This is a genomic window from Fibrobacter sp. UWB13 (assembly GCF_900177805.1).
Lineage (GTDB): Bacteria > Fibrobacterota > Fibrobacteria > Fibrobacterales > Fibrobacteraceae > Fibrobacter.
Genome location: NZ_FXAX01000001.1, coordinates 2,214,137 through 2,234,176, shown reverse-complemented (window position 1 = coordinate 2,234,176; position 20,040 = coordinate 2,214,137). Strand labels below are relative to the sequence as shown.

Here is a 20,040-nt window from a genome sequence, read left to right as displayed (position 1 = left end):
CTCACTAAGTGATCAAAGAGCTTGGAGGCGGGCATGACAGTGTTGTGTCATTCCCGGCTTGACCGGGAATCTCCTTCTTGTAAAAAGTAGTTCTGGGTTTTATTGAAGATGAATATTCGTAAGTTTGCTACTGTTTTTGCCGCTTTTGCGGCATTTGCCGTTGTTTCTGCTTATGCGCAGGATGACGAAGTTACTTCGTTCGAAGATTTTGATGAACCCGTCGCGGAAAGCAATGCGACTGATGCTTCCAATGGTGGCGTTTCTGAAGTAAATGCTGCGGGCGCTTCCACAAGTTCCGAAGACGTGACGAAGCTGGATTTACTCTCGGTTGAAACGGAATCCGAAGCGGAACAGGCTGCCATTGCAAAACAGGTAGAAACAGTCTCTACGATTGATGCCGCTGAATTGCAAAATACGAGCAAGAGCGTTTCCAAGGCAATTAATTCTGCGTCTGGTGTGAAAGTTCGCAAGTCTGGCGGAATGGGTAGCGAAGGCAAAATAAATATTCGCGGCATGGAAGGCAAGAACATCAAGGTGCTTGTCAACGGCGTTCCTGTCGAAACGCAAGGAAATTTGGGACTTGACGATATTCCTATCGACCAGATTGCAGATATCGAAGTTTATAAGGGCTATATCCCGGCGCGTTTTGCAACGGATGGCGCAGGCGGTGCCATTAACATTGTGACTAAAAAACGTCCGACAAATTCTGTGGACGCTTCTTATAGTTTTTCGAGTTTCAACACGCATAAAGCTTCTGTTGCCGCGAGCCATTTGATTGATAGCATTGCGGGAGCTGCAAGCCTTGAAATTGGCGTATCTGGTTACTTTAACCATTCCGATAACGATTATGAATTTACTTCGCCGTATATGAAAAGTTCTACGGGCGAAGATACGAGCGTTGTTCGTAATCACGATCATTACACCTCCTACAATGTGCAGGCTTTTGCAAATTTGATGAACGCCTGGTTTGACCAAATTTCGTTGGGTGCAAGCTTTGGCGCGTTTGACAAGCAGATTCAGGGTATTGAGAATCGCATTAAGGAAGCGGCTTCTGAAGGCTATAATTTTGGCGTTTCGTTCGGACTGGACAAGAAGAATTTCTTTGCGAAAAACTTGAATTTCGGCGACAATTTTTCGTTTGGCTTTGCTGAAAATAAAATCATTGATACGAGCCGAGTCCATTGCCGTAACTGGTTTAGCTGCGATACAGCGCAAAAGAATGTAGGCGAACTCGTGTCTATGGGACTTCCGAGATTGCGCACGGTGCAGGTGTATGATTTCAATAACTTGCTGAATTTTGATTACCAGTTTATTAAGGATCAAAAAATTTATTGGAATACGCTCATCAAGTACCACAAGGAAAATCCTGAAGACGATTACGGCTCTGAAAAGGCTCAGTTTAACACAGCGGGGCTTCCGGGAGAAGTTTTCTCGATAACGACAGGGCTTTCTCTTGAAAATAATTTCTTTGATTCGCGTCTCCAGAATCTTCTTGGTTTCAAGTTCCATTACATGAAGGCTGAAATTTCGAATATGCCGACGAGCCTTCTGATTGAACCTGCGGTGGAATCAAATGATTACAATGATTTCAGTTACGATGAAAGTTTGATGTTCAAGGTGGCAAAGCCACTTTCTGTGAAGGCTTCGTATCAGCATGCTGTGCGCTTGCCGACTCCAGAAGAACTCTTTGGCGACGGCATTCGCGTGAGCGCGGCGACAAGCCTCAAGCCCGAACAGGCTGATAACTTCAACTTTGGAATTTCTGTTGATTTGCAGGAATTGCCGCTTGTGACAAGGCTCCGCTTTGATGGCGATGTGTTTTATTCGTACTACAAAGATAGAATCCATTACATGAGTTCGGCACAGATGTCTACACCTTACTTTAATATGAATCCGATTCGTGCCTGGGGCTACGAAGGCGATGTGAAGTTGGATGTCAATGAATGGGTTTTGCTTGGGACGAACTGGACTTTCCAGGACTTGCGTAATATGAAATATACGGCAAAACAGGGCGTTCCCAAGAAGGCGATTGTGCCTAACATTCCGCGATTCTTTATGAACTATCTTGCGGAATTCCATATTGGCGATTTGTTTGGCAAAGAAGACTTCTTGAAAGTCTGGTGGTCTGCAAATTATACGGATGAATATTTCTACGGCTGGAAGATTAGCTCCCGCCAGAGCCGTAAAATTAAAGCTTCGTTCACGCAGGATGTGGGCGTTGAATATTCCATTTGGGATAATAAACTGGGTTGGAGCTTTGAAGTCGATAATATCACGGATAGCGAATCGTTCGATAAGTTTGGTGAAAGTAAACCGGGTAGAAGTTTTGCAACAAAGATTCGCTACAGTTTTAAATAGAAGGAGTTTGTAAGAATGTGTTTGTCTGAATTACAGGAAAATCAAAAGGGTTTGATTCAAAAGATTAACGGGGATTCCCGCTTTATTTCTCGCGTGGTTTCGATGGGGCTTCCGCCGAGCAGTCCGTTCTTGGTGCTGCAAAATGATGGTCGCTCTCCGGTTCTCGTGTATTCGCACGATACGATGATTGCGATTAACCGCAAGGAATGCATGCAGATTGATGTGGAGATGGCATGAGAACGATTGCTTTGCTGGGACAGCCGAATTCCGGCAAGTCCACTCTTTTTAATGCATTGACGGGCTCGCATCAGCATGTCGGTAACTGGCCCGGAAAAACGGTGGAAAGGGCGGAAGGCTTTTTCACGCAAGGCGAAGAGCTTTATCGCGTTGTTGATTTGCCGGGTAGCTATGGGCTTACGGCAAACTCTGCCGAAGAAGTTGTAACGCGCACTTACATTGAACACGGTTATGCCGACATTGTCTGCATTATCGTTGACGCTTCGCAGCTGGAACGCAGCCTTTACATGCTTGCAGATTTTGCGGGCGTGAAAAGCCCGGTGATGCTTGTGCTCAACATGATGGATGTTGCCGAGCAGAAGGGCAAAAAGATTGACGTCCAGAAAATCGAAAAGCTTTTGAACATTCCGGTGCTTGGCTTTACGGCGGCAAATCTGGACGACTATCCGAAATTCTTTGAAACGCTGAATCGTGCGCTTGAAAAGAAGGCGACGATTTCGTCGGATAAAATTCGTGATATTGTTGAACGCGAAGGCGAAAAGTCGCGTGTTGAAAATCTGAAAAAGCTTGAAGATTTGATTGCATCTCTAAAATTTGACAATCGCGAAAGATTCTGGGTTGCATCAAAGCTTTTGGAAAATGATTCGCTTGTGCGTTCGGAAGTCGAAACGGCGGTGACTCCGGAACATTGGAAGCAAATCAAGGAAATTCTTGATGCTGAAGGTTCTGATGGCGGACTTTTGACGGGTGAAGCGAAGTACCGCTTTGTCTCTGAAGTTCTCCGTGATGCGTCTGAAGGCGAAGAAAAGTCGATGAAGCTTTCTCGCTTTGATAAAATTGCGACACACCGCATCTGGGGTAAAATTGTCGCGTTCTTTATTCTCGTGCTTACGCTTGCGGTGAGCATGATGATCGCAGTCCCGATTATTGCAAGCTGCTTTGGACTCCAGCATGTTGCAGAACCGCTTGTGGTTCAAATGTGCGAAAAGTTTGGCTGGTGGCCATCTGTAGCATCGTTCATCAATGGCGTTATCATTGGCGGGCTTTCCGTGACTGTCGCCATGATGAGCTTTGTCTTTGCGATTCTCGTGACATTTGGCTTGATGGAAGATACTGGCTACTTGGCGAGATCTTCGTATGTGTTTGACTCGTGGCTTTCAAGGCTTGGTTTGCATGGCAAGGCATTTATGCCGCTGTTCTCTGGGCTTGCTTGCACGGGCGGCGCCGTTTGCGGTACGCGCGTGCTAGATACACGTGGACAGCGCTTGTTTGCGATGGTGCTTCTGTGGTCGATTCCGTGCGGCTCAAAAGTTGCCGTAGTGCTTTTCCTTGCTTCCGTTTTCTTTGGCTCGGCGGCTCCGCTGTTTGGCTTGGTTTATGTAGCGATGATTTTTGCATCGTTCTGGCTCTCGTCTAAACTTTTCGGAAACAAGCTGATGCCGGTGAATGAACGCGTGGGCATGATTATGGAACTCCCGCCGTACCACAAGCCACATTGGAAAATTTTGCTCAAGACGGTTGCTCGCAATGTCTGGGCGGTTTTCAAGAAGGCGATTGCGGTCATTTGGTTTGTGTCCCTTTTGTTCTGGCTTATTTCATATTCGAAAGATGGAAATGTGGAACATAGCGTGCTTTACACCATTGGCAATGCGATTGAACCGTTTACGCAGATTTTCGGTATGCGCTGGCAACTGTTTATTTCGTATATCGGCGGAATCTTTAGCAAGGAAGCGTCGCTTGGCGTGATGAGCGTTGTCTTCTCGAGTACAACGGATGCGTTCTCGCTTGTTGCCCGAAATGAGGCGGGTGCAAATCTTGGCGAAATGATGCGTGCCGTGGTGACCATCCCGGAAGCTCTTGCATTTATTTTTGCATCCATGTTCAATATCCCTTGTGTACTTGCGATGGGTACAACGTATCGTGAAACGCATTCCCTTAAGTGGATGCTTGCAATTGCGGGTTATTACTTTGCGATTTCGCTTGGTTTGGCGTTTATCGTTTACCACATTGCGCTGTGTGTGCTTTAGGACTTCTTCGAAAAACCCAGACTACAATAGAAGCGGGTATGGCGTGCCGAACGGTGCGCCATACTTGTTTTATATCGCTGCGCTCAGAATGACGAGAAATTAGCTTTGTCTAATCGGATTGTTTTAAAACTATTTAGAGTAGAACCTTTATAGGGGCTTAATTTATTTTTACTCGTCCATGTTGGAATTGGGGCATTCAAAAATGAAAAAGAAAATTGCGTTCTCTGTTGCGTTGTGTTCTGCTTGTGTTTTTGCGCAGAACGATGAAGTTACAAGCTATGATGATGCATTTTTTGATGAACCCGCGGCAATAAACGAAGAATCTGCTCCAACTGCTGTAAAATCTGAAATTGCTGCAGAAACGCCTTCCAAGAATTCCTCAAAGCCCTCTGATGTTACGGTTCTTGACGGCTTGTCTGTCGAAGATGAAAGCGAAGCGGAAGCTACTCCTGTCGATACAAAAACGAAAGCGGAATCCGTCAAAGTTTTGGATGCAAAGGAATTGCAAGGCTCCAGTGCAACAATTGCCGATGCAACAAATCGCTCAAGTGGCGTGAAGGTTCGTCAATCAGGTGGTCTTGGCAGCGAAAGTAAAATCAATATTCGCGGCATGGAAGGCAAAAACGTAAAAGTCCTTGTCGATGGCGTGCCTGTCGATAATGGTAACGGAAGCCTATCTGTAAATGATATCCCGATAGATAAAATTGATCGCATTGAAGTTTACAAGAGCTATGTGCCGGAACGCTTTGCGACGGATGGCATGGGCGGCGTCATCAATATCGTGACGCATAACTTGCCCGAAAGTTCCATTGCTGGGTCATATTCCTTTGAAAGTTTCAATACGCACAAGGCTTCGTTGGATGCGAAATATGTTTGGGCGGTCGATTCTGCAAATCAGCGCTCTGTAGAAACGGGCATTTCGGCTTATTACAACTATTCCGATAACGATTATGAATTTACCACGCCGTATATGGATGCGACGGTGACGCGTGAACACGATCGTTATTACAGCTATAGCATTGCTCCGTTTGTGAACTTGAACCGTTTTTGGTTTGACCGTATTTCGTTGGGCGCAAGCTTTGGTGGAATGAATAAAGAAATTCAGTCAACGGCGCATCGTGTTGAAGATGCGTTTGCTGAGGCATGGGGCTATGGCGTTTCTTTAGGGCTTGAGAAGAAAGATCTTTTTGTGAAGGGTCTTTCTGCTGGATTGTCTGTGAATTTTAATTACAGCAAGGATCGTGTCGTTGACACAAGCCATGTGTATTACTTTGGATGGGATAAGAGTAATTACAAGGAGATGAAACGTTCTTCCGGTGAAATGTCCATGGGCAGTGCAACTTATGTTGAACGCAAAAATTATACGTTGACGATGCCTTGGAATATCGGTTACGATTTCAATGATGATCATTCTCTTTTGCTTAGCGGACTTTATCGCTATGAATCACAGGAACCGAAAGACAAGTTGGCGGCTAAGGGACAACTCCTGAATAATGCGGGATTCCCTGGAAATAGCAATTCGTTGGTGGTTGGTCTTTCTTCTGAAAATAATTTCTGGAATAAGCGAATCCAGAATGTGGCGGGATTTAAGGTGTATTATTACTCCATTACTGCCGATAATGTTGACGGAAAACTGAAACGTTTAACGGATGACGATGCCACAAATAAGGATGTTGGCTATAGCGAAAACTTACGTATCAAGATTTTTGAACCGTTTGCGATTAAAGGTGGATACCAGCATAGCTTGCGTTTCCCGACTCGTGAAGAAATTTTTGGCGATGGAATGTATGTGCAGTGTGCTCCGAATTTGAAACCTGAAAAATCGGATAATTTTACTGCCGGTGCAGAACTTGATTTGGATAAGATTCCTCTTTTGCTTAAAATGCATTTGGAATTCAACTGGTTCTACTTGCTGATGGAAGATCGCATTTATTGGAATAATTATGCCTCTATTCCGCGCCCGTACTACAATAGCGTCGGTACGATAACTTCAGGATTTGAAATTGACGCTGCGATTGATGTGAACGAATATGTTGCGCTCTCGTTTAACTTGACAAAGCAGGATGCAGAAAGCCGCGAAGCGGATATGTCGTTTGGTATTGCGAAAGGTCTTACTGTTCCGAATACGCCGACGTTCTATATGAATTTTGGTGCAGAATTCCATATTGGTGATTTGTTCTTCCGCGATGACTTCTTCAAGCTTTATTGGTTTGCAAATTATACGGATGAATATTATTACGGCTGGAAAGTTTCGGCAAAACAAGATCGCACGATCCCGAGTTCGTTCTCGCAAGATTTAGGTGTTGAATACTCCATTATGGCAAATAAGCTCTCTTGGAGTTTTGAAGTCAAGAATTTTACGGATGAACTTGTCTATGACAAGTACGGAGAATCTAAGCCAGGTCGCGCTTTTGCGACGAAGGTGAAGTTCTCGCTTTAAAGAAATGCCCGCAGGCATGACAAGACGAAAGATTTAACAAATAACAAAAAGGAATAAAAATGAAATCCTACAAGTCCCTTATTCTTACAGCAGCACTCGGCCTGATGCTTGCTGGTTGCGGCGATGATTCTGGATCCAATGCTCCAGCTGATGAACCGAAAAGCTCTTCGTCTTCAGAAAAGACAGCAAAGAGTTCTTCTTCTGTCAAGAAAGAAAACAAGAGTTCTTCTTCGTCTGCAAAGAGCTCCTCTTCGGCTAAGTCTAGCAGCTCCTCTAAAGAAGAAAAGAAATCTGAAGATCAGAAGTACGTTCTTTCTTTTATGATGGAAACGTCTCAGTATGTGGGTATTGCTTCGCTTTCTGATGACCAGTCCAAGGTTGTCAAGAATTTTGTCGAAGCAACGAATTCTGGTTCTGTCATGTATTTCAATGGCTCTGTCTATGTGCTCGCTGCTGACAATGCCATGAACAGCACTCTTTCCCGCTATGAAGTTAAGGATGGCAAGATGGCTGACAAGGCTACTGCTACGGCTAAGTTTACGGGAACGCAGTCTATTGCAATGAAGTTTGTAGACAAGAATAAGATGTATGTTGAACAGGCTTTGGGTGACGTGATTACCGCTTTGGATCCGACGACTCTCAAGGAAACTGCAAATATTGACCTTTCTAGCTACATCGATGAAGAAAATGGTGCTTTGAGCACGGTTCCGGGTTCTGCTGTGATTAGCGGTGACAAGATGTATGTTTGCTTGAACCAGTTTGTTGATTTTACAAACATGATTGCTGGCCCGCGTGCATCCGTCGCTATTATTAACACCAAGACCGACAAGGTTGAGAAAGTTGTCTATAGTGACAAGGTCTCTGCTGTCGGTGGCATGGACGATATGAATGGCACGGCTTCTTTTGTTGATGAAAAGGGCGATGTCTACTTCTATTCCAATGCTTCTTACGGCTTTGTTGAAGGCTATAAGGAAGGTTGGGTGCGCATTAAGAAGGGTGAATCCGAATTTGACAAGGATTGGATTTTCCGCATGAATGAAGCTGAATACGATGGCAAGAAGACGAACGACAATCATTTGATGGTTGGCGGAACCTATATGGGTGACGGTAAGTTCATGGGTTTCTTTGGTAACTTTGAAGATCCGACGAACTTCAATAACTATGAATGGTACTTTGTGGTGGTTGATGTTTACAAGAAGACCATCAAGAAGCTTGACTTGAGCCCGACGATTCCGTGGTTTGCTCCGTCTATCCACTTGGATGCCGATGGCAAGAGCGTTTTGCTTGGCCATGCTGACAGCAAGGGTGGTGCCATCTACCGCTACGACATTGCTTCTGGCAAGGTCAAAAAGGAAATGAGCGTTAAGACGGGAACTGCTTACTACATCGTTCCGATTAAGGACTAATTAATTTAGGATTTAAGACTCCTACTCTTCTGATCCAGACTCCCATAGAAGAAAAAGTATGGCGTGCCAATTGTTGATTCATGCGGTGCGTCATATTTTTTTTATCTCGCTTTGTTCAAAATTTTAAAAATGTTACCCTAGTCTAATTGGAGCTTTTTTAAACCGTTTAGAGTAGAATATAGGGGTGTTCTGATTTATTTTTGTCCGTCCAATTGTGTGGTTCAAATGACTCAGAAACGAATCTATTCAGCTTTGTCTTTTAACAAGGCCTTCTATATAGGGCTTGCCGTTGCAATCCTTATCCATATCGCCACACTTTTAAACCCGTATTTCAAGAAACAAGAAATCTCGACGCAACGCCCTGATAGCCCCGTAATGCATGCGGAAAAGGTCTATATCGCGCCCCCTCCGCCTCCAGAAGCGCCTCCGGTCGTGAAAAAGGTCGTTCGTGCTAAAATTATCCCGAAGGTCGTAGAAAAACCGGTCGAAGAACAGCCTCCTGAACCGGAACCAATCCCGGAACCGGTAACAGAAACGGCACCAGTCGCAGTTGCGGAACCTGTTGTCGAAGCGCCTCCTGCGCCCCCTGTGGTCAAGGAACCGCCCAAACCTTCGGCAGACTCTATAAAAATGGTGACCCGCACGTACTTGCGCTCGCTCAAAAAGCAACTGGAACAGATCAAGGATTACCCTGCGACGGCGAAGCGCCTAAAGCAGGAAGGCACGGTACGTGTGCGGTTTACCATCCTCGCCGATGGCAAGATTGAACAGATTGAAGTCTCAGAATCGAGCCGCTATTCTTCCTTGGACAATAGCGCCTTGGAAGCTGTGGCGAAGATGGAAAAATTTCAACCTATTCCAAAACTTTTAGAAAAAGAACGCTGGAGAATCGAAATTCCAATCCAGTACAAACTTAATGCAGGGAGATCGTAATGAACTTCATTCTCGACTTTGTCAAACAGGGCGGTTACATCGGCTACATCCTGGTTGCACTGAACTTTATCGGTTACGCCATCATTATCTGGAAGGTGATTTCGCTAATTGTCTTTAATAAAACGGTTCAGCCGCGTTTGACAGATAAGGTTATTCATCGTGTGGTGACTTGCAATACCGACCATCACATCATTACAGAAAGCATCCGCACCGAAATCGGCCTTGCCTTCTCTCCGCTCACGAAGGGCCTTACGACCGTCGAAAATATCGCATCGATTTCTCCAATGCTTGGCCTCCTCGGTACGGTGGTGGGCATTTTCAACGCATTTACGGTGATAGCGGCCTCTGGCCTTGATGATCCATCCGCTTTTGCGACGGGCATTAAGTTTGCTCTCGTGACAACGGTCCTTGGGCTTGTGGTCGCTATCCCGCACGTGATTGCGTTCAACTACCTGAACGCCCGCATGGAGCAGGAACAGGACGAAGTCGAAAACCAGGTACTTTTGCACTTGGGTAAGACTTTGCAGGAACGTGACGCAAAGAGAACGGAGTCTCGCAATGGCTAAAAGACGTCGTCGCATATCGCTGGACATGACGCCCTTAATTGACTGCGTATTTTTGTTGCTTGTCTTTTTCTTGGTGACGTCTGTCTTTAAGCAGGACAAATCCGTCCTCAAACTTTTATTGCCCGAGACTTCGAGCGAAGTCAAGCAGGAAGTTTCTGAAGGATTCTTTATAGAACTTTCAGAATCGGAAATAGCCATCAACGGTGAATTGGCGACAGTTGAAATTTTGAAGAACAAGAGTGCTGCCGTGCAGAACAAGAAAGCTCCAGTGGCCTTGAAAATCGACAAAAAGACTCCTTACGAAAAAGTCGCAGAAGTCTTGGATGTTCTCCAGATGGAAAAGATTTACAACATACAATTCGTCAATGAATTAAAAAAGGAGTGAGAAGATGTCACGTATTCGAATAAATATCGAAAAGGTAAACGAAAAATTTGAAAACTTCGCAAGGTTCCTGATTTCGCACAGGGCCTTGCTTCTCGTTTCGTTTATCGCCTTGCTAGCGATTTCTATCGTGGGCATGAAAAAGATTTACGTCGAATCTTCTTGGGATAGTTACTTTATCGAAGGCGACCCGATGCTTGTCGAAACGGACAAGTTCAAGGAAACGTTCGGCAACGACTATTTCGTGGGTGTGATGGTCGAAACGGAACAGTCCGTTTTGACGCCGGAAAACTTGAAGCTGTTGCGTGAACTTTCGAACGAACTGCGCGATAGCCTCTCGTATTCTGACGGCAAGGCAACATCGATTGTCGATTTGGAATACATGCTTGGCACGGACGAAGGCATGGAAATCGTGCAGATTGTGCCGGAAGAAATCCCGACAGATGCAGCGGGCCTTGCCGAAATCGAAAAGCGCCTTGCAGCAAAGCCGGAGCTTGCAAAAAAGCTCATCTCTAAAGACCGCAAGCAGGCCTTCATTAACGTAAAGCTCCGCCCGTTCCCGGAAGATTCCGTGTGGAAGGCTGAAGGCGAAGCGAAGGGCGTTAAAGCCGAAGCTCCGGACATGAAGACGGGCCGCGAAACCTCTGAAATCATCGCCAAGGAAAAGTACGCTCCGCTGCACCCTCTTGCAACGGGTATGCCTTACTTGAGCCATCAGAAGCTCAAGTACATCGGCGAAGAAATGAGCCGTATTTTCCTCATTACGGTTCTTTGCTCCATCATCGTGATGTTCCTTGTGACGCGTTCGCTCCGCGGAATCGTTTCTCCGCTGATTACCACGTTCGCAGGGGTCATCATGACTTTTGGCTTGGTCGGCTATCTCGGACTTTACATGGATGCGACCAACATCATGGTGCCTGTCATCTTGGCGTTTGCCGTCTCCATTGCGTATAACATTCATATCCATTCTTTCTTCCGCAAGAATATGATGCTCACGGGTAAGCGCAAGGAATCTGTGCTTTACGCCATGAAAGAAACCGGCTGGTCAGTGCTGTTCTCGGGACTCACAACAATTGTGGCACTTCTGTCGTTCCTGTCGGTGATGCTTAAGCCTATCCGCTCCGTGGGCATCCTCTCTTCTATCGCTGTTGGCTTCATTCTCCTTGTGGCTCTTACGGTTTCGCCGATTCTCTTGAGCTTTGGCAAGGACAAGAAGCCGAACGCCAAGGTGCTTGAGAAGGGCGATACGCGTATGGGCCTCATCCTCAATAATCTCGGCCAGTTTGTTCTGACTCATGGAAAGCCGATTGCGATCATCTTTGCTGTGATTACCGCAATTTCGATTTACGGCGTCACCAAGATGGAACCCGCTTTCGACGTGGAACGCACGATGGGCCGCAAGGTCGAATACGTGAACAAGATGCTCTACGTTGCCGAATCTGAAATCGGTAGCTTCTACTCTTACGACTTGGTGATTGACTTTGGCGAAAACGATAAGGCTAAGGAAGTCGATAATCTCAAGAAGCTGGAACAGTTACAGGATCACGCCCAAAAGTATCCGCTGACAAAGCGCTCCACTTCCATTCTCGACATCCTGAAGGATTTGGATCGCACCTTGAACGAAAATCGCCAAGAAATGTACGCCATCCCGGAAACGGAAGAACAGGTGGCTCAGCTCTTGCTCCTGTACGAAAATGCCGGTGGTTCCGAAGCAAGCTACTGGATGGATTACGATTACAAGAAGCTCCGCTTGATGGTCGAAATCTCTAGCTACAACTCCAACGAACTCCAGAAGGAAATCGAGGACTTGCAGAATTTCGCACGCGAACTTTATCCGAATGCAAAGGTGACGGCTGTGGGTAACTTGCCGCAGTTTACCGCTATGCAGCAGTATTTGGAAGTAGGCCAGATGACATCCTTCCTCATCTCTGTCGTGATTGTGGCGGTGCTCTTGATGATTGTCTTCGGCAGCGTCCGCACGGGTCTCATCGGCATGATCCCGAACATCGCTCCGGGTATTTTCGTGGGTGGCTATCTCGGCTTTAGCGACATCCCGCTCGACATGATGACGGCAACGCTTATCCCAATAATCATCGGCCTTTCCGTAGACGATACGATCCATTTCATCAACCATGGCCATGTGGAATTTGACCGTTGCAAGGACTACAAGGATTCCATTCTCAAGGTGTTCCGCGCTGCAGGACCTGCTCTTGTGATGACAACGATTATCATGGTGGCGACATTTGCGGGCTTTACGACTTCGCAGGCCACGCAGATGTTCAACTTTGGCTTTGTGGTGTTTGTGGGCCTTGTCTCGGCTTTGCTTGCCGACCTGTTCGTGACACCGCTTTTGATCAAGAAGTTTAAAATTTTCGGAAAATAGGAGGATCTTATGAAAATTTCAAAAATGGCTGCGACGCTCGTTGTCGCTCTCAGTGCAATGTCTATGGCTCAAACGAATGCCCGTGACATTATGGTCAAGGTCAAGAACCGCCCGGATGGCGATACGCGTTCTTCCTCGATGGAAATGAAGCTCGTGAACAAGAGCGGTAACACTCGCGTCCGTAAGATTACCTCTTACGCCATGGACGTGGGCGAGGACACGAAAACCATCATGTTTTTCCTTTATCCGAACGACGTGAAAGGCACGGGTTTCTTGACCGTGAACTACGATGACGTTAATAAGGAAGACGACAAGTGGCTCTATCTCCCGGCTTTGAAGAAGACCCGCCGCATCAGCGGAAAGAGCTCCAAGACCGATTACTTCATGGGCTCCGACTTCACATACGATGATATCGGCAAGCGCAATGTCGATGAAGATACGCACAAGCTCTTGCGCGAAGAATCGGCAGACGGTTTCGATTACTACGTCGTCGAATCGACTCCCAAGAAGGAAGGCGAAATTTTCTCCAAGAAGCTCGTCTGGATCCGCAAGGGTTGCGATGTCGTCGCCAAGGTCGAATTCTACGACAAGCTCGGCAAGCTCCATCGTCAGATGGTTTCTTCGGATATCAAGAAGGTTGACGGTTTTTGGACGGTCGGCAAGATGGAAATGAAGAACGTGCAGACGGGACATTCTACAGAACTCCTTTTCCTCGATCCGAAATACAACATTCAGCTCGATTCCAAGATCTTCTCTGTGAACAAGTTGGAACGTGGGTTGTAGTTAGTAGGCTGTACAGTCCTGTGTCATCCTGGAGGGGCGATGCCCCGATAGGATCCAGTGAATGTATGATTGTCATGCCCGCCATTGCGCGGGCATCTCCCATTAAGGAGGAAAAATGTTTAAAAAAACGGTTTTCGCGTTATTGTCCGCAGCGTTCGCCTTGTCCGCGCACGCCCAGGAAGACGAGCTTTCTCTGCAGCTGAACGGCTTTGTGGATTCGTATCACGCGCTGCAGGTGGAACATCCGCATAAGATTATGTCTTCGCGGACGCGCCTCCGTCTTGAAATGCGGGCGAATTACGGCGAGGCTTCGCTTTTCTCGAGTGTCAATCTCGCGTACAACAGCCTCATCAAAGACCAGTCGGGTGCGTTCCTTCGCGAAGCGTATTTCGACTACGCCGGCAAATACCTTGAAGTCAAGGTGGGCCGTCAAATTATCACGTGGGGCGTTGCCGATGGGCTCCGCCTTACGGACTTGATTTCGCCTATGGACTACACGGAATTCATGGCGAACGATTACGACGACATTCGTGTGCCGGTGAACGCCATCAACCTCAAGTATCCTGGCGAAAGCTTCTCCGCCGAACTCGTCTTTGTGCCGGTTCCGGAGTATTTTGTGATGCCCTCGGGTAAAGACAATCCGTGGACCATGCCGTTACCTGCGAATACGAGCATGGATTTGAGCGGTACTCCCGAAAAGCGCCTCAAGAACAGCGAAGTGGGTGGCCGCTTGCGATTCTTCCTTGAAAATCTCGACTTCTCGCTTACCGCGTTACGAACTTTCAACAAGTCGCCTGTCACGATTGCGAGCTTCGATCCGGAAACGAAATCTGCCGTGATTAAGGGCATCTACGAGCCGATGAATGTTGTCGGTGGCGATGTCTCGATCCCGGTGGGCGAAATTGTGATTCGTGGCGAGGTGGCTGCGTACTTTGGCGAGCCCATTGCCTTGAAAAATTCTCGCGATTACTGGCTGCGAAAGACGTTCAACGCATTACTCGGTATTGACTGGTATGCGGGTGATAACTGGACTTTCATGTTCCAGTACATGCACAAGGTGGTCATGGATTACCGCGAAGTGCTAGGAACGGAACAGAATACGTCTATGCTTACGGCGCGCATTTCCAAAGAAGTCTTGAACAATACGCTCAAGCTTTCTGTTTACGGGATGTACGATGTCGACAATGTCGGTTTCTATATCCGTCCGGCGGCAGATTACCTGCTGAATGACCAAATAACGATTGCGTTAGGCGGCGATTGGCTTGGCGGAAGGCGCGGTACGTTTAAAACTTACAAGAAAAATACGCAAATATGGGTAAAAGGTAAGTATTTCTTCTAGAAAAGTCACTTGCCGTTTTAAATAAAATTGCCTAAATTTAGACTTGACTAAGTTAGATAAACCTAATAAAATTGGTTTTGACTAAAATACTTGGTTCGGTCTAATTTTTGAGAGAGTGAGATTATGTTAAAGCCCGTACCCGATAAGAAGCTGATTCAAATCCAGAATACAGATTTCTTTTCCCATTATATGTTGCAAAATAAAACCGGGACGGGACACCTTCTAACATATAACGTATTGCCTGGGCTGCAAGTCTTCTACTGCAATTTCCATCTCAAGGAATTTACCTTCAATTTTGAGAATCAAGGCAAGAACTTGATTGTGCTCCATTGCCATAACGGCAGCGCAGAATGGCTGAATTCGGAATCCATGCCGAAATCCATGGAAGAGAATGGCCTCGTTTTGCTCGACAATATGCCGGCAAGCAAGACGTTCAAATTCCCGGTGCATTGCTATCACGGGATTTCTGTCGTGTTTTCTATGGAACGCTGCCAGTGCGAACTCATGAACATGTTCAAGGCGGTCGGTGTTGACTTTGCGGCTCTTATCGAAAAAATCCAGCCGCTTACACTCCCGCTGAAACTCCCGTCTAGCGAGCACGTGAGCCACATTTTCTCGGAACTCTACAGGCTCCCGAAAAACATCCGCTTGCCGTATTTCAAAATCAAAGTACTCGAACTCATCCTCTTCTTGAGCCGCCTTGATTCCGAAGCCAAGTACGAAACGGCGGCGCAAATCCCGAGCGCGTACAAGAGCAAGATGGAACTCCTGCGCGAAATCCTCCGCGAAAATGTCGAAGAGCATTTGACGCTTGAACAGCTCTCCAAGCAAATCGAGATGAGCCCGACGCAAATGAAAAAGTATTTCAAGCTGGCGTACGGCGATTCCATTTATTCGTACCTTAAAACGTACCGCATGAAAAAAGCCACCCAGCTCTTGCTAGATGGCAAATTCAATGTCGCTGAAGTCGCAAGCCGTGTGGGCTATACAAACTCCAGCAAGTTTGCGCAATCGTTCAAGGAATACACTGGCTGCTCGCCCAAGGAATACAAAAACAAGACCTAGTCTGCGACGCTTCTTGCGCATATTTTGCGGCGCATCCCGCAACACTCGCAGCGATTTGTTAGCGCATCTCGTTATGCGTTTTCGTCAGTTGTTCCCGGTTCCTGGGCTTCGTTTGCGGCGTGTTTCTCTTCGTGCATTTCTTCGTCGCGGCTGAGGGGTCTGTGTTCTGCGATTTTGATTTCGCGCTTGTTGATGTACATGTTCTTGTCTGCCTTGTTGAACGTGTCTGCGATTGTCGTTGCCTTGGCGTAAGATGCTATTGCAAGACCGCATGCAATCGAAATTTGCTTCCACGGGAACGAGGCGTTCTTGGTCAAGTCCATGCTTTCTTTAAGCTGGCTCATAAGCTCGTGGTGGTTGTCTAAATCCCTGCCGGTAAGGACGACTAGGAATTCGTCACCGCCAATTCTAAAGACGGGGCTGTGTGTGAAAATCTGGCAAATCAGCTTGCAAGAATTCACGAGATAAGCGTTTCCGTTTTCGTGACCGTATGTGTCGTTGATTTCCTTGAGGTTGTTCGTGTCAAGGATGGCGATACCGTACGACTTTACCTCGCCGCTTTCAATGCGGCTTTCGAGCTCGGCAATGTAATTGTCGTAAGCCATCTTGTTGCGTACGCCTGTGAGCGAATCCTGGAAGGCTAGCCCCTGCATCTGCTTCATGTGCTGGATGATGTGGAATTTCGCCGCTGCAAAACTCTTGGCGAGCTCTCCGATTTCATCGTTCTGGCGAATGTTGAATTCTGCGTTCATGTCGCCTGTAATCATCTTCTTTGCTTCTGTCGTAAGCTCCTTGAGCGGCTTGGTAATGCTCCTTGAGAAGAATATGGTAATGGCAGTTGTAAAGCCAAGGAGTAATAAAATGAAAATGATACTTTGTCTGATGTGCTTATCGCGTTGGGCGTTGATTTCAAGAATCGGTGCCACCGTAATCAGGTTCATCCCGTTGTAAAGAGAATTTGACAACTCGATCTGGTCTTCCTCCGGCTTGAACGTGAGCCCGTTAGGGAGTGTCGGGTGGTAAACGACTGCGCCTTCCGCGTCTTCTAGGAATGCAAAACTGCTTTGCATAAAGTGTACTTGCGAAAGCTGTTTGGTCAGCTGGTCAAAATCGATATCGATGCCGGCGACGCCAATTTCCTTATTATCTAAGAACATCGGGATGACGTAAGAAATGATGTATGCGTTGATGTTCTTGTTGTAATAAGGCGGAAGCCAGACCGGGCTCCCGGTCATAATGGGCTTATAGTACCATCCTACATGTTCTACATCCGATGGGCTGTATTGCTTGATGTTTGTCGTCGCATGATTTTCGAACATTCCGTCGGGAGCATTGCGAACGAGATAAACGCCTTCGTTAGAATGGGTAATGTCGGGATTAAATCTGACAAATACACTTTTGGTGCTTGAAAGATTATAAATGGTGGATTTGAGACGTTCCCTAATGCCGTCTATGTTTCTGGAAAGATTCTTGGGGTCTGTCAAAAATGTCGAATCGTCCTTGATTTGCGAATAAATGCCCGCTGCGGTCGCCATCGTGTATTTTTCGTGGGATTCGAATAGATTGTTCAGCTTGGCAGCTTCGCTGTTCGCCTGGTCTTTCAAGTACTGCATGGAATTGCGCTGGGTCGTTCGGCTGATGAACAATGTGCTGAGAACGCCAAGCGAAAGCGTTCCGATGAGCGTACTTGATAACGAAAGAATCAAAATTTTAGATTGGATCGAAAGTCTCATAATAATTTACTCAATATCGTTTCGGTATTTCAACATGTTTTTCTCAGCAATGGCGAGCTGTTCCGACAAAGAAGACGACTGCGAGTCTTCGCAAATTGCGGTGCCAATAGAAATCTTGACGCAATCCCACGGGTTTTCTGCCGAGGCTGTTTTCTTTACGCCTTCTTCCAGTTTTGCTTGCAGACGTTCGCAGTCCTTCAAGTCGTTGTTCATGAGGATGACTATAAATTCGTCTTCGTTGACTCTGAATACGGGGCTGTGATCGAACGTTGTGCAGATAATCTTGCTTGATGCCTGCAACAAAGAGATTGCCCTCGAATTCCCAAATTTATTTTTGATTTTGAATAAATTGTCTACGCTTGCGACGAGGATTCCGTAAGTTTTTATTTCGCCTGCAGACGCCTTGATACTGAATTCGTTGATGTAGTGGTCGAATGAGTTGCGGTTGCGGACGCTGGTAATCGGGTCCCTGAATGCAAGTCCCTTGATGTGTCCCATGGTCTCTGCAAGTCGAACTTTTGCGTTGACAAAGCTCTTGGCGAGGTCGCCGATTTCGTCGTTCCTGGTAATGTTTAGCGTGGCGCTCATTGTTCCGTCGATGAGCCTGTTGGCGTAGTCCGTGAGTTGCTTGAGCGACTTCGTAATTGAATTTGCAAAAATGAGCGATGCAAAAATGAAGGCTACTAAAATAAGCATCGTGATGAGAATCAGGTTCTTGATAAGGTTGTCCCTGTTTGCCGTAATCGAAGATTTCGGTATGACGAATGTCAAGTCCATGCCGTTCTCAAGCTTGTTGTGTATGAGGAGGCTGTTCTCGGGTAATGTGAACTTGTGTCCATTCGGGATGCTAGGATGAAAAAGAATGTTGCCGCTTTTGTCGGCGAGGTATGCGTAGTCGTTGTCGAAGAGTTTGATGGCGGCTATTTCGCGGGTGAGGTAATCGAAGTCAATATCGACGCCGATAACGCCAATTTCCGTGTTGAATTTAAACAAAGGAATGACGTACGAAATCATGTAGATGCCGATGTTCTTGTTGAGGTAGGGCATCATCCATGTAGGCTGCTTTGTCCTGATGGGAACGTAATACCAGCCGACATGCTCGATATCATCTGGATTGTATTTTGAAAAATCGGTCGGCTCGAGGAATTTGAGCTCGTGGTCCCGCGAGGTCTTTGCCATGAAAATGCCCGAAGTCGGGGGCGTGAACTTGGGGTTGAATCGCAAATAGGCGGCAACGGCTTTATCTGTATTGCCGATGGTCAGGCGGATGAGCTCGCGGCTCTTTTCGGTAAATTCTTCGAGGTGTGTAGAGTCAGTCAGTTGTTCGAGACTGTCGAGCATGCCCATCACGGCGATGTTCAACGTATTGACGTACTGCTCGACGTTTTTTAGCCTGTTGTTGATTTTAATGGTTTCAATGCTCGTCAGATTGTGTAGGTGCTTCTCGGTACTTTCGTGGACAACTTTGTCTGTGGTATGCAGGCAGAGTTTTCCGAATGCAAATGCACAGAGGACAAGTCCCGAAAGTGCAAGTATCAATACTCTTGTCTGTATTGTAGCCCTAAATCGACGTTTCATCTATTTCCCCATTATTTCGATGACCTTTTTGTTGTTTGTCGATCCCATGACAACCGAAACATCTCGTTTGTGGACGTGGAAGTAATCGGCTATCAGCTCGCAAATTGCCTCGTTCGCAGCTCCGTCGACTGGTGGCGCCTTGACCTCAACCTTGTAGCTCCCGTCGGGCTGAGGTGTGACGCTCTCTCGCTTGCTGCGCGCGTGTACCTTGATGTTGATTCTCATGGTGCACTAGGTAAGGGCGATGCCGTCGTTCTGTATCGTAGCTGGCGCCTCGAATTCTCTCTGCTGGTCGTTTTCCATCGCGGAGAGGAGTTCGTCCTGGCTATGGATGAGCGCACGGCAGCGGATGAAGTAATTGGTGCGGAGCTGGCGGAGCTGCTCGATTTCGGTGCGGAGGTTTTCGCTTTCGCGCTTGATGCTTTCGACTTCGCGCATGGCACGTGCCTTTGCTTCGGCGATGATGATTTCCGCCTCCTTCTCTGCGGATGCCTTCACCTCGTTAATCGTACGCTGCATCGTCACAACGGCGTCCTGAATCGTCTTTTCGATTTGGCGGTAGTAGTTCACGCGCTCTTCGGCGACTTTCAGGCGTTCGGTCAGGTTCGTGCGGTCGCGGAACATGTTTTCAAACGCGGTCGCCGTTGTCTCCAGAAAAGCCTTCACCTCTTCCGGATCGTACCCCTTAAAAGATTTCTTATGAAATGTCTGGTTTCTAATATCAAGCGGAGTGAGTTCCATAAAATCCTGCTTTTACGCTATATTCTATTATATAAGTAAAAGATATAAAAGGAATTGTTGGTTGTTGGC

16 protein-coding genes are annotated in these 20,040 nt (G+C 46.8%); 12 read left to right on the top strand and 4 right to left on the bottom strand.

Annotated features, from left to right (window positions below):
* The first annotated feature begins 108 nt into the window (after positions 1 to 108).
* The 12 genes from B9Y77_RS09335 (at position 109) to B9Y77_RS09280 (ending at position 15,919) form a co-directional block, all read left to right on the top strand.
* Positions 109 to 2,358 carry a TonB-dependent receptor plug domain-containing protein gene (locus B9Y77_RS09335; RefSeq protein WP_085491338.1) on the top strand — a complete coding sequence of 750 codons (2,250 nt, stop codon included), beginning with the start codon at positions 109 to 111 and terminating at the stop codon, positions 2,356 to 2,358.
* 15 nt (positions 2,359 to 2,373) lie between these two features.
* Entirely contained in the window at positions 2,374 to 2,595 is a 222-nt protein-coding gene (locus B9Y77_RS09330; protein WP_014546404.1) for a FeoA family protein, read from the top strand.
* Complete coding sequence (gene feoB, locus B9Y77_RS09325; protein WP_085491337.1) at positions 2,592 to 4,622, top strand: ferrous iron transport protein B; 2,031 nt, start codon at positions 2,592 to 2,594, stop codon at positions 4,620 to 4,622. The genes B9Y77_RS09330 and feoB overlap by 4 nt, the downstream gene beginning before the upstream one ends.
* A 202-nt stretch (positions 4,623 to 4,824) precedes the next feature.
* Positions 4,825 to 7,062 (top strand): TonB-dependent receptor plug domain-containing protein, encoded by a 2,238-nt coding sequence (locus B9Y77_RS09320; RefSeq protein WP_176221725.1) that lies wholly within the window; start codon positions 4,825 to 4,827, stop codon positions 7,060 to 7,062.
* A gap of 59 nt (positions 7,063 to 7,121) precedes the next feature.
* Positions 7,122 to 8,468, top strand: a complete 1,347-nt coding sequence (locus B9Y77_RS09315; protein WP_085491335.1) for a hypothetical protein — start codon at positions 7,122 to 7,124, stop codon at positions 8,466 to 8,468.
* Positions 8,469 to 8,693: 225 nt separating this feature from the next.
* A complete protein-coding gene (locus tag B9Y77_RS09310) occupies positions 8,694 to 9,401 on the top strand; it encodes an energy transducer TonB (RefSeq protein ID WP_085491478.1) in 708 nt (235 codons plus the stop codon).
* Positions 9,401 to 9,967, top strand: coding sequence for a MotA/TolQ/ExbB proton channel family protein (locus tag B9Y77_RS09305; RefSeq protein WP_014546407.1), 567 nt, complete (start codon positions 9,401 to 9,403; stop codon positions 9,965 to 9,967). The genes B9Y77_RS09310 and B9Y77_RS09305 overlap by 1 nt, the downstream gene beginning before the upstream one ends.
* Entirely contained in the window at positions 9,960 to 10,352 is a 393-nt protein-coding gene (locus tag B9Y77_RS09300; protein ID WP_073423809.1) for an ExbD/TolR family protein, read from the top strand. Before B9Y77_RS09305 ends, B9Y77_RS09300 begins: the two co-directional genes overlap by 8 nt.
* 4 nt (positions 10,353 to 10,356) lie before the next feature.
* Positions 10,357 to 12,732 carry an efflux RND transporter permease subunit gene (locus tag B9Y77_RS09295; protein WP_085491334.1) on the top strand — a complete coding sequence of 792 codons (2,376 nt, stop codon included), beginning with the start codon at positions 10,357 to 10,359 and terminating at the stop codon, positions 12,730 to 12,732.
* Between the two features lie 9 nt (positions 12,733 to 12,741).
* Positions 12,742 to 13,515, top strand: coding sequence for an outer membrane lipoprotein-sorting protein (locus B9Y77_RS09290; protein WP_085491333.1), 774 nt, complete (start codon positions 12,742 to 12,744; stop codon positions 13,513 to 13,515).
* A gap of 115 nt (positions 13,516 to 13,630) precedes the next feature.
* Complete coding sequence (locus B9Y77_RS09285; RefSeq protein ID WP_085491332.1) at positions 13,631 to 14,854, top strand: DUF1302 family protein; 1,224 nt, start codon at positions 13,631 to 13,633, stop codon at positions 14,852 to 14,854.
* A 123-nt stretch (positions 14,855 to 14,977) separates the two neighbouring features.
* Positions 14,978 to 15,919: a helix-turn-helix domain-containing protein gene (locus B9Y77_RS09280; protein ID WP_085491331.1), complete on the top strand. Its 942-nt coding sequence runs from the start codon at positions 14,978 to 14,980 to the stop codon at positions 15,917 to 15,919.
* A 71-nt stretch (positions 15,920 to 15,990) separates the two neighbouring features.
* Here B9Y77_RS09280 and B9Y77_RS09275 read toward each other — a convergent pair whose 3' ends face one another.
* Genes B9Y77_RS09275 through B9Y77_RS09260 form a run of 4 tightly spaced genes read right to left on the bottom strand, consistent with a single transcriptional unit; the run spans position 15,991 to position 19,971 of the window.
* Positions 15,991 to 17,652 (bottom strand): sensor domain-containing diguanylate cyclase, encoded by a 1,662-nt coding sequence (locus B9Y77_RS09275; RefSeq protein WP_085491330.1) that lies wholly within the window; start codon positions 17,650 to 17,652, stop codon positions 15,991 to 15,993.
* Positions 17,653 to 17,658: 6 nt separating this feature from the next.
* Positions 17,659 to 19,230: a diguanylate cyclase domain-containing protein gene (locus B9Y77_RS09270; RefSeq protein ID WP_073423804.1), complete on the bottom strand. Its 1,572-nt coding sequence runs from the start codon at positions 19,228 to 19,230 to the stop codon at positions 17,659 to 17,661.
* Positions 19,231 to 19,455 (bottom strand): DUF167 domain-containing protein, encoded by a 225-nt coding sequence (locus B9Y77_RS09265; protein ID WP_073423803.1) that lies wholly within the window; start codon positions 19,453 to 19,455, stop codon positions 19,231 to 19,233.
* A gap of 6 nt (positions 19,456 to 19,461) precedes the next feature.
* Complete coding sequence (locus B9Y77_RS09260) at positions 19,462 to 19,971, bottom strand: DivIVA domain-containing protein (RefSeq protein ID WP_014546416.1); 510 nt, start codon at positions 19,969 to 19,971, stop codon at positions 19,462 to 19,464.
* Positions 19,972 to 20,040 lie beyond the last annotated feature (69 nt).

What these genes read in the sequence shown, in the direction of transcription:
- B9Y77_RS09335 (WP_085491338.1), top strand. Translation starts at nt 109, where the DNA reads ATGAATATTCGTAAGTTTGCTACTGTTTTTGCCGCTTTTGCGGCATTT.
- B9Y77_RS09330 (WP_014546404.1), top strand. Translation starts at nt 2,374, where the DNA reads ATGTGTTTGTCTGAATTACAGGAAAATCAAAAGGGTTTGATTCAAAAG.
- feoB (WP_085491337.1), top strand. Translation starts at nt 2,592, where the DNA reads ATGAGAACGATTGCTTTGCTGGGACAGCCGAATTCCGGCAAGTCCACT.
- B9Y77_RS09320 (WP_176221725.1), top strand. Translation starts at nt 4,825, where the DNA reads ATGAAAAAGAAAATTGCGTTCTCTGTTGCGTTGTGTTCTGCTTGTGTT.
- B9Y77_RS09315 (WP_085491335.1), top strand. Translation starts at nt 7,122, where the DNA reads ATGAAATCCTACAAGTCCCTTATTCTTACAGCAGCACTCGGCCTGATG.
- B9Y77_RS09310 (WP_085491478.1), top strand. Translation starts at nt 8,694, where the DNA reads ATGACTCAGAAACGAATCTATTCAGCTTTGTCTTTTAACAAGGCCTTC.
- B9Y77_RS09305 (WP_014546407.1), top strand. Translation starts at nt 9,401, where the DNA reads ATGAACTTCATTCTCGACTTTGTCAAACAGGGCGGTTACATCGGCTAC.
- B9Y77_RS09300 (WP_073423809.1), top strand. Translation starts at nt 9,960, where the DNA reads ATGGCTAAAAGACGTCGTCGCATATCGCTGGACATGACGCCCTTAATT.
- B9Y77_RS09295 (WP_085491334.1), top strand. Translation starts at nt 10,357, where the DNA reads ATGTCACGTATTCGAATAAATATCGAAAAGGTAAACGAAAAATTTGAA.
- B9Y77_RS09290 (WP_085491333.1), top strand. Translation starts at nt 12,742, where the DNA reads ATGAAAATTTCAAAAATGGCTGCGACGCTCGTTGTCGCTCTCAGTGCA.
- B9Y77_RS09285 (WP_085491332.1), top strand. Translation starts at nt 13,631, where the DNA reads ATGTTTAAAAAAACGGTTTTCGCGTTATTGTCCGCAGCGTTCGCCTTG.
- B9Y77_RS09280 (WP_085491331.1), top strand. Translation starts at nt 14,978, where the DNA reads ATGTTAAAGCCCGTACCCGATAAGAAGCTGATTCAAATCCAGAATACA.
- B9Y77_RS09275 (WP_085491330.1), bottom strand. Translation starts at nt 17,652, where the DNA reads ATGAGACTTTCGATCCAATCTAAAATTTTGATTCTTTCGTTATCAAGT.
- B9Y77_RS09270 (WP_073423804.1), bottom strand. Translation starts at nt 19,230, where the DNA reads ATGAAACGTCGATTTAGGGCTACAATACAGACAAGAGTATTGATACTT.
- B9Y77_RS09265 (WP_073423803.1), bottom strand. Translation starts at nt 19,455, where the DNA reads ATGAGAATCAACATCAAGGTACACGCGCGCAGCAAGCGAGAGAGCGTC.
- B9Y77_RS09260 (WP_014546416.1), bottom strand. Translation starts at nt 19,971, where the DNA reads ATGGAACTCACTCCGCTTGATATTAGAAACCAGACATTTCATAAGAAA.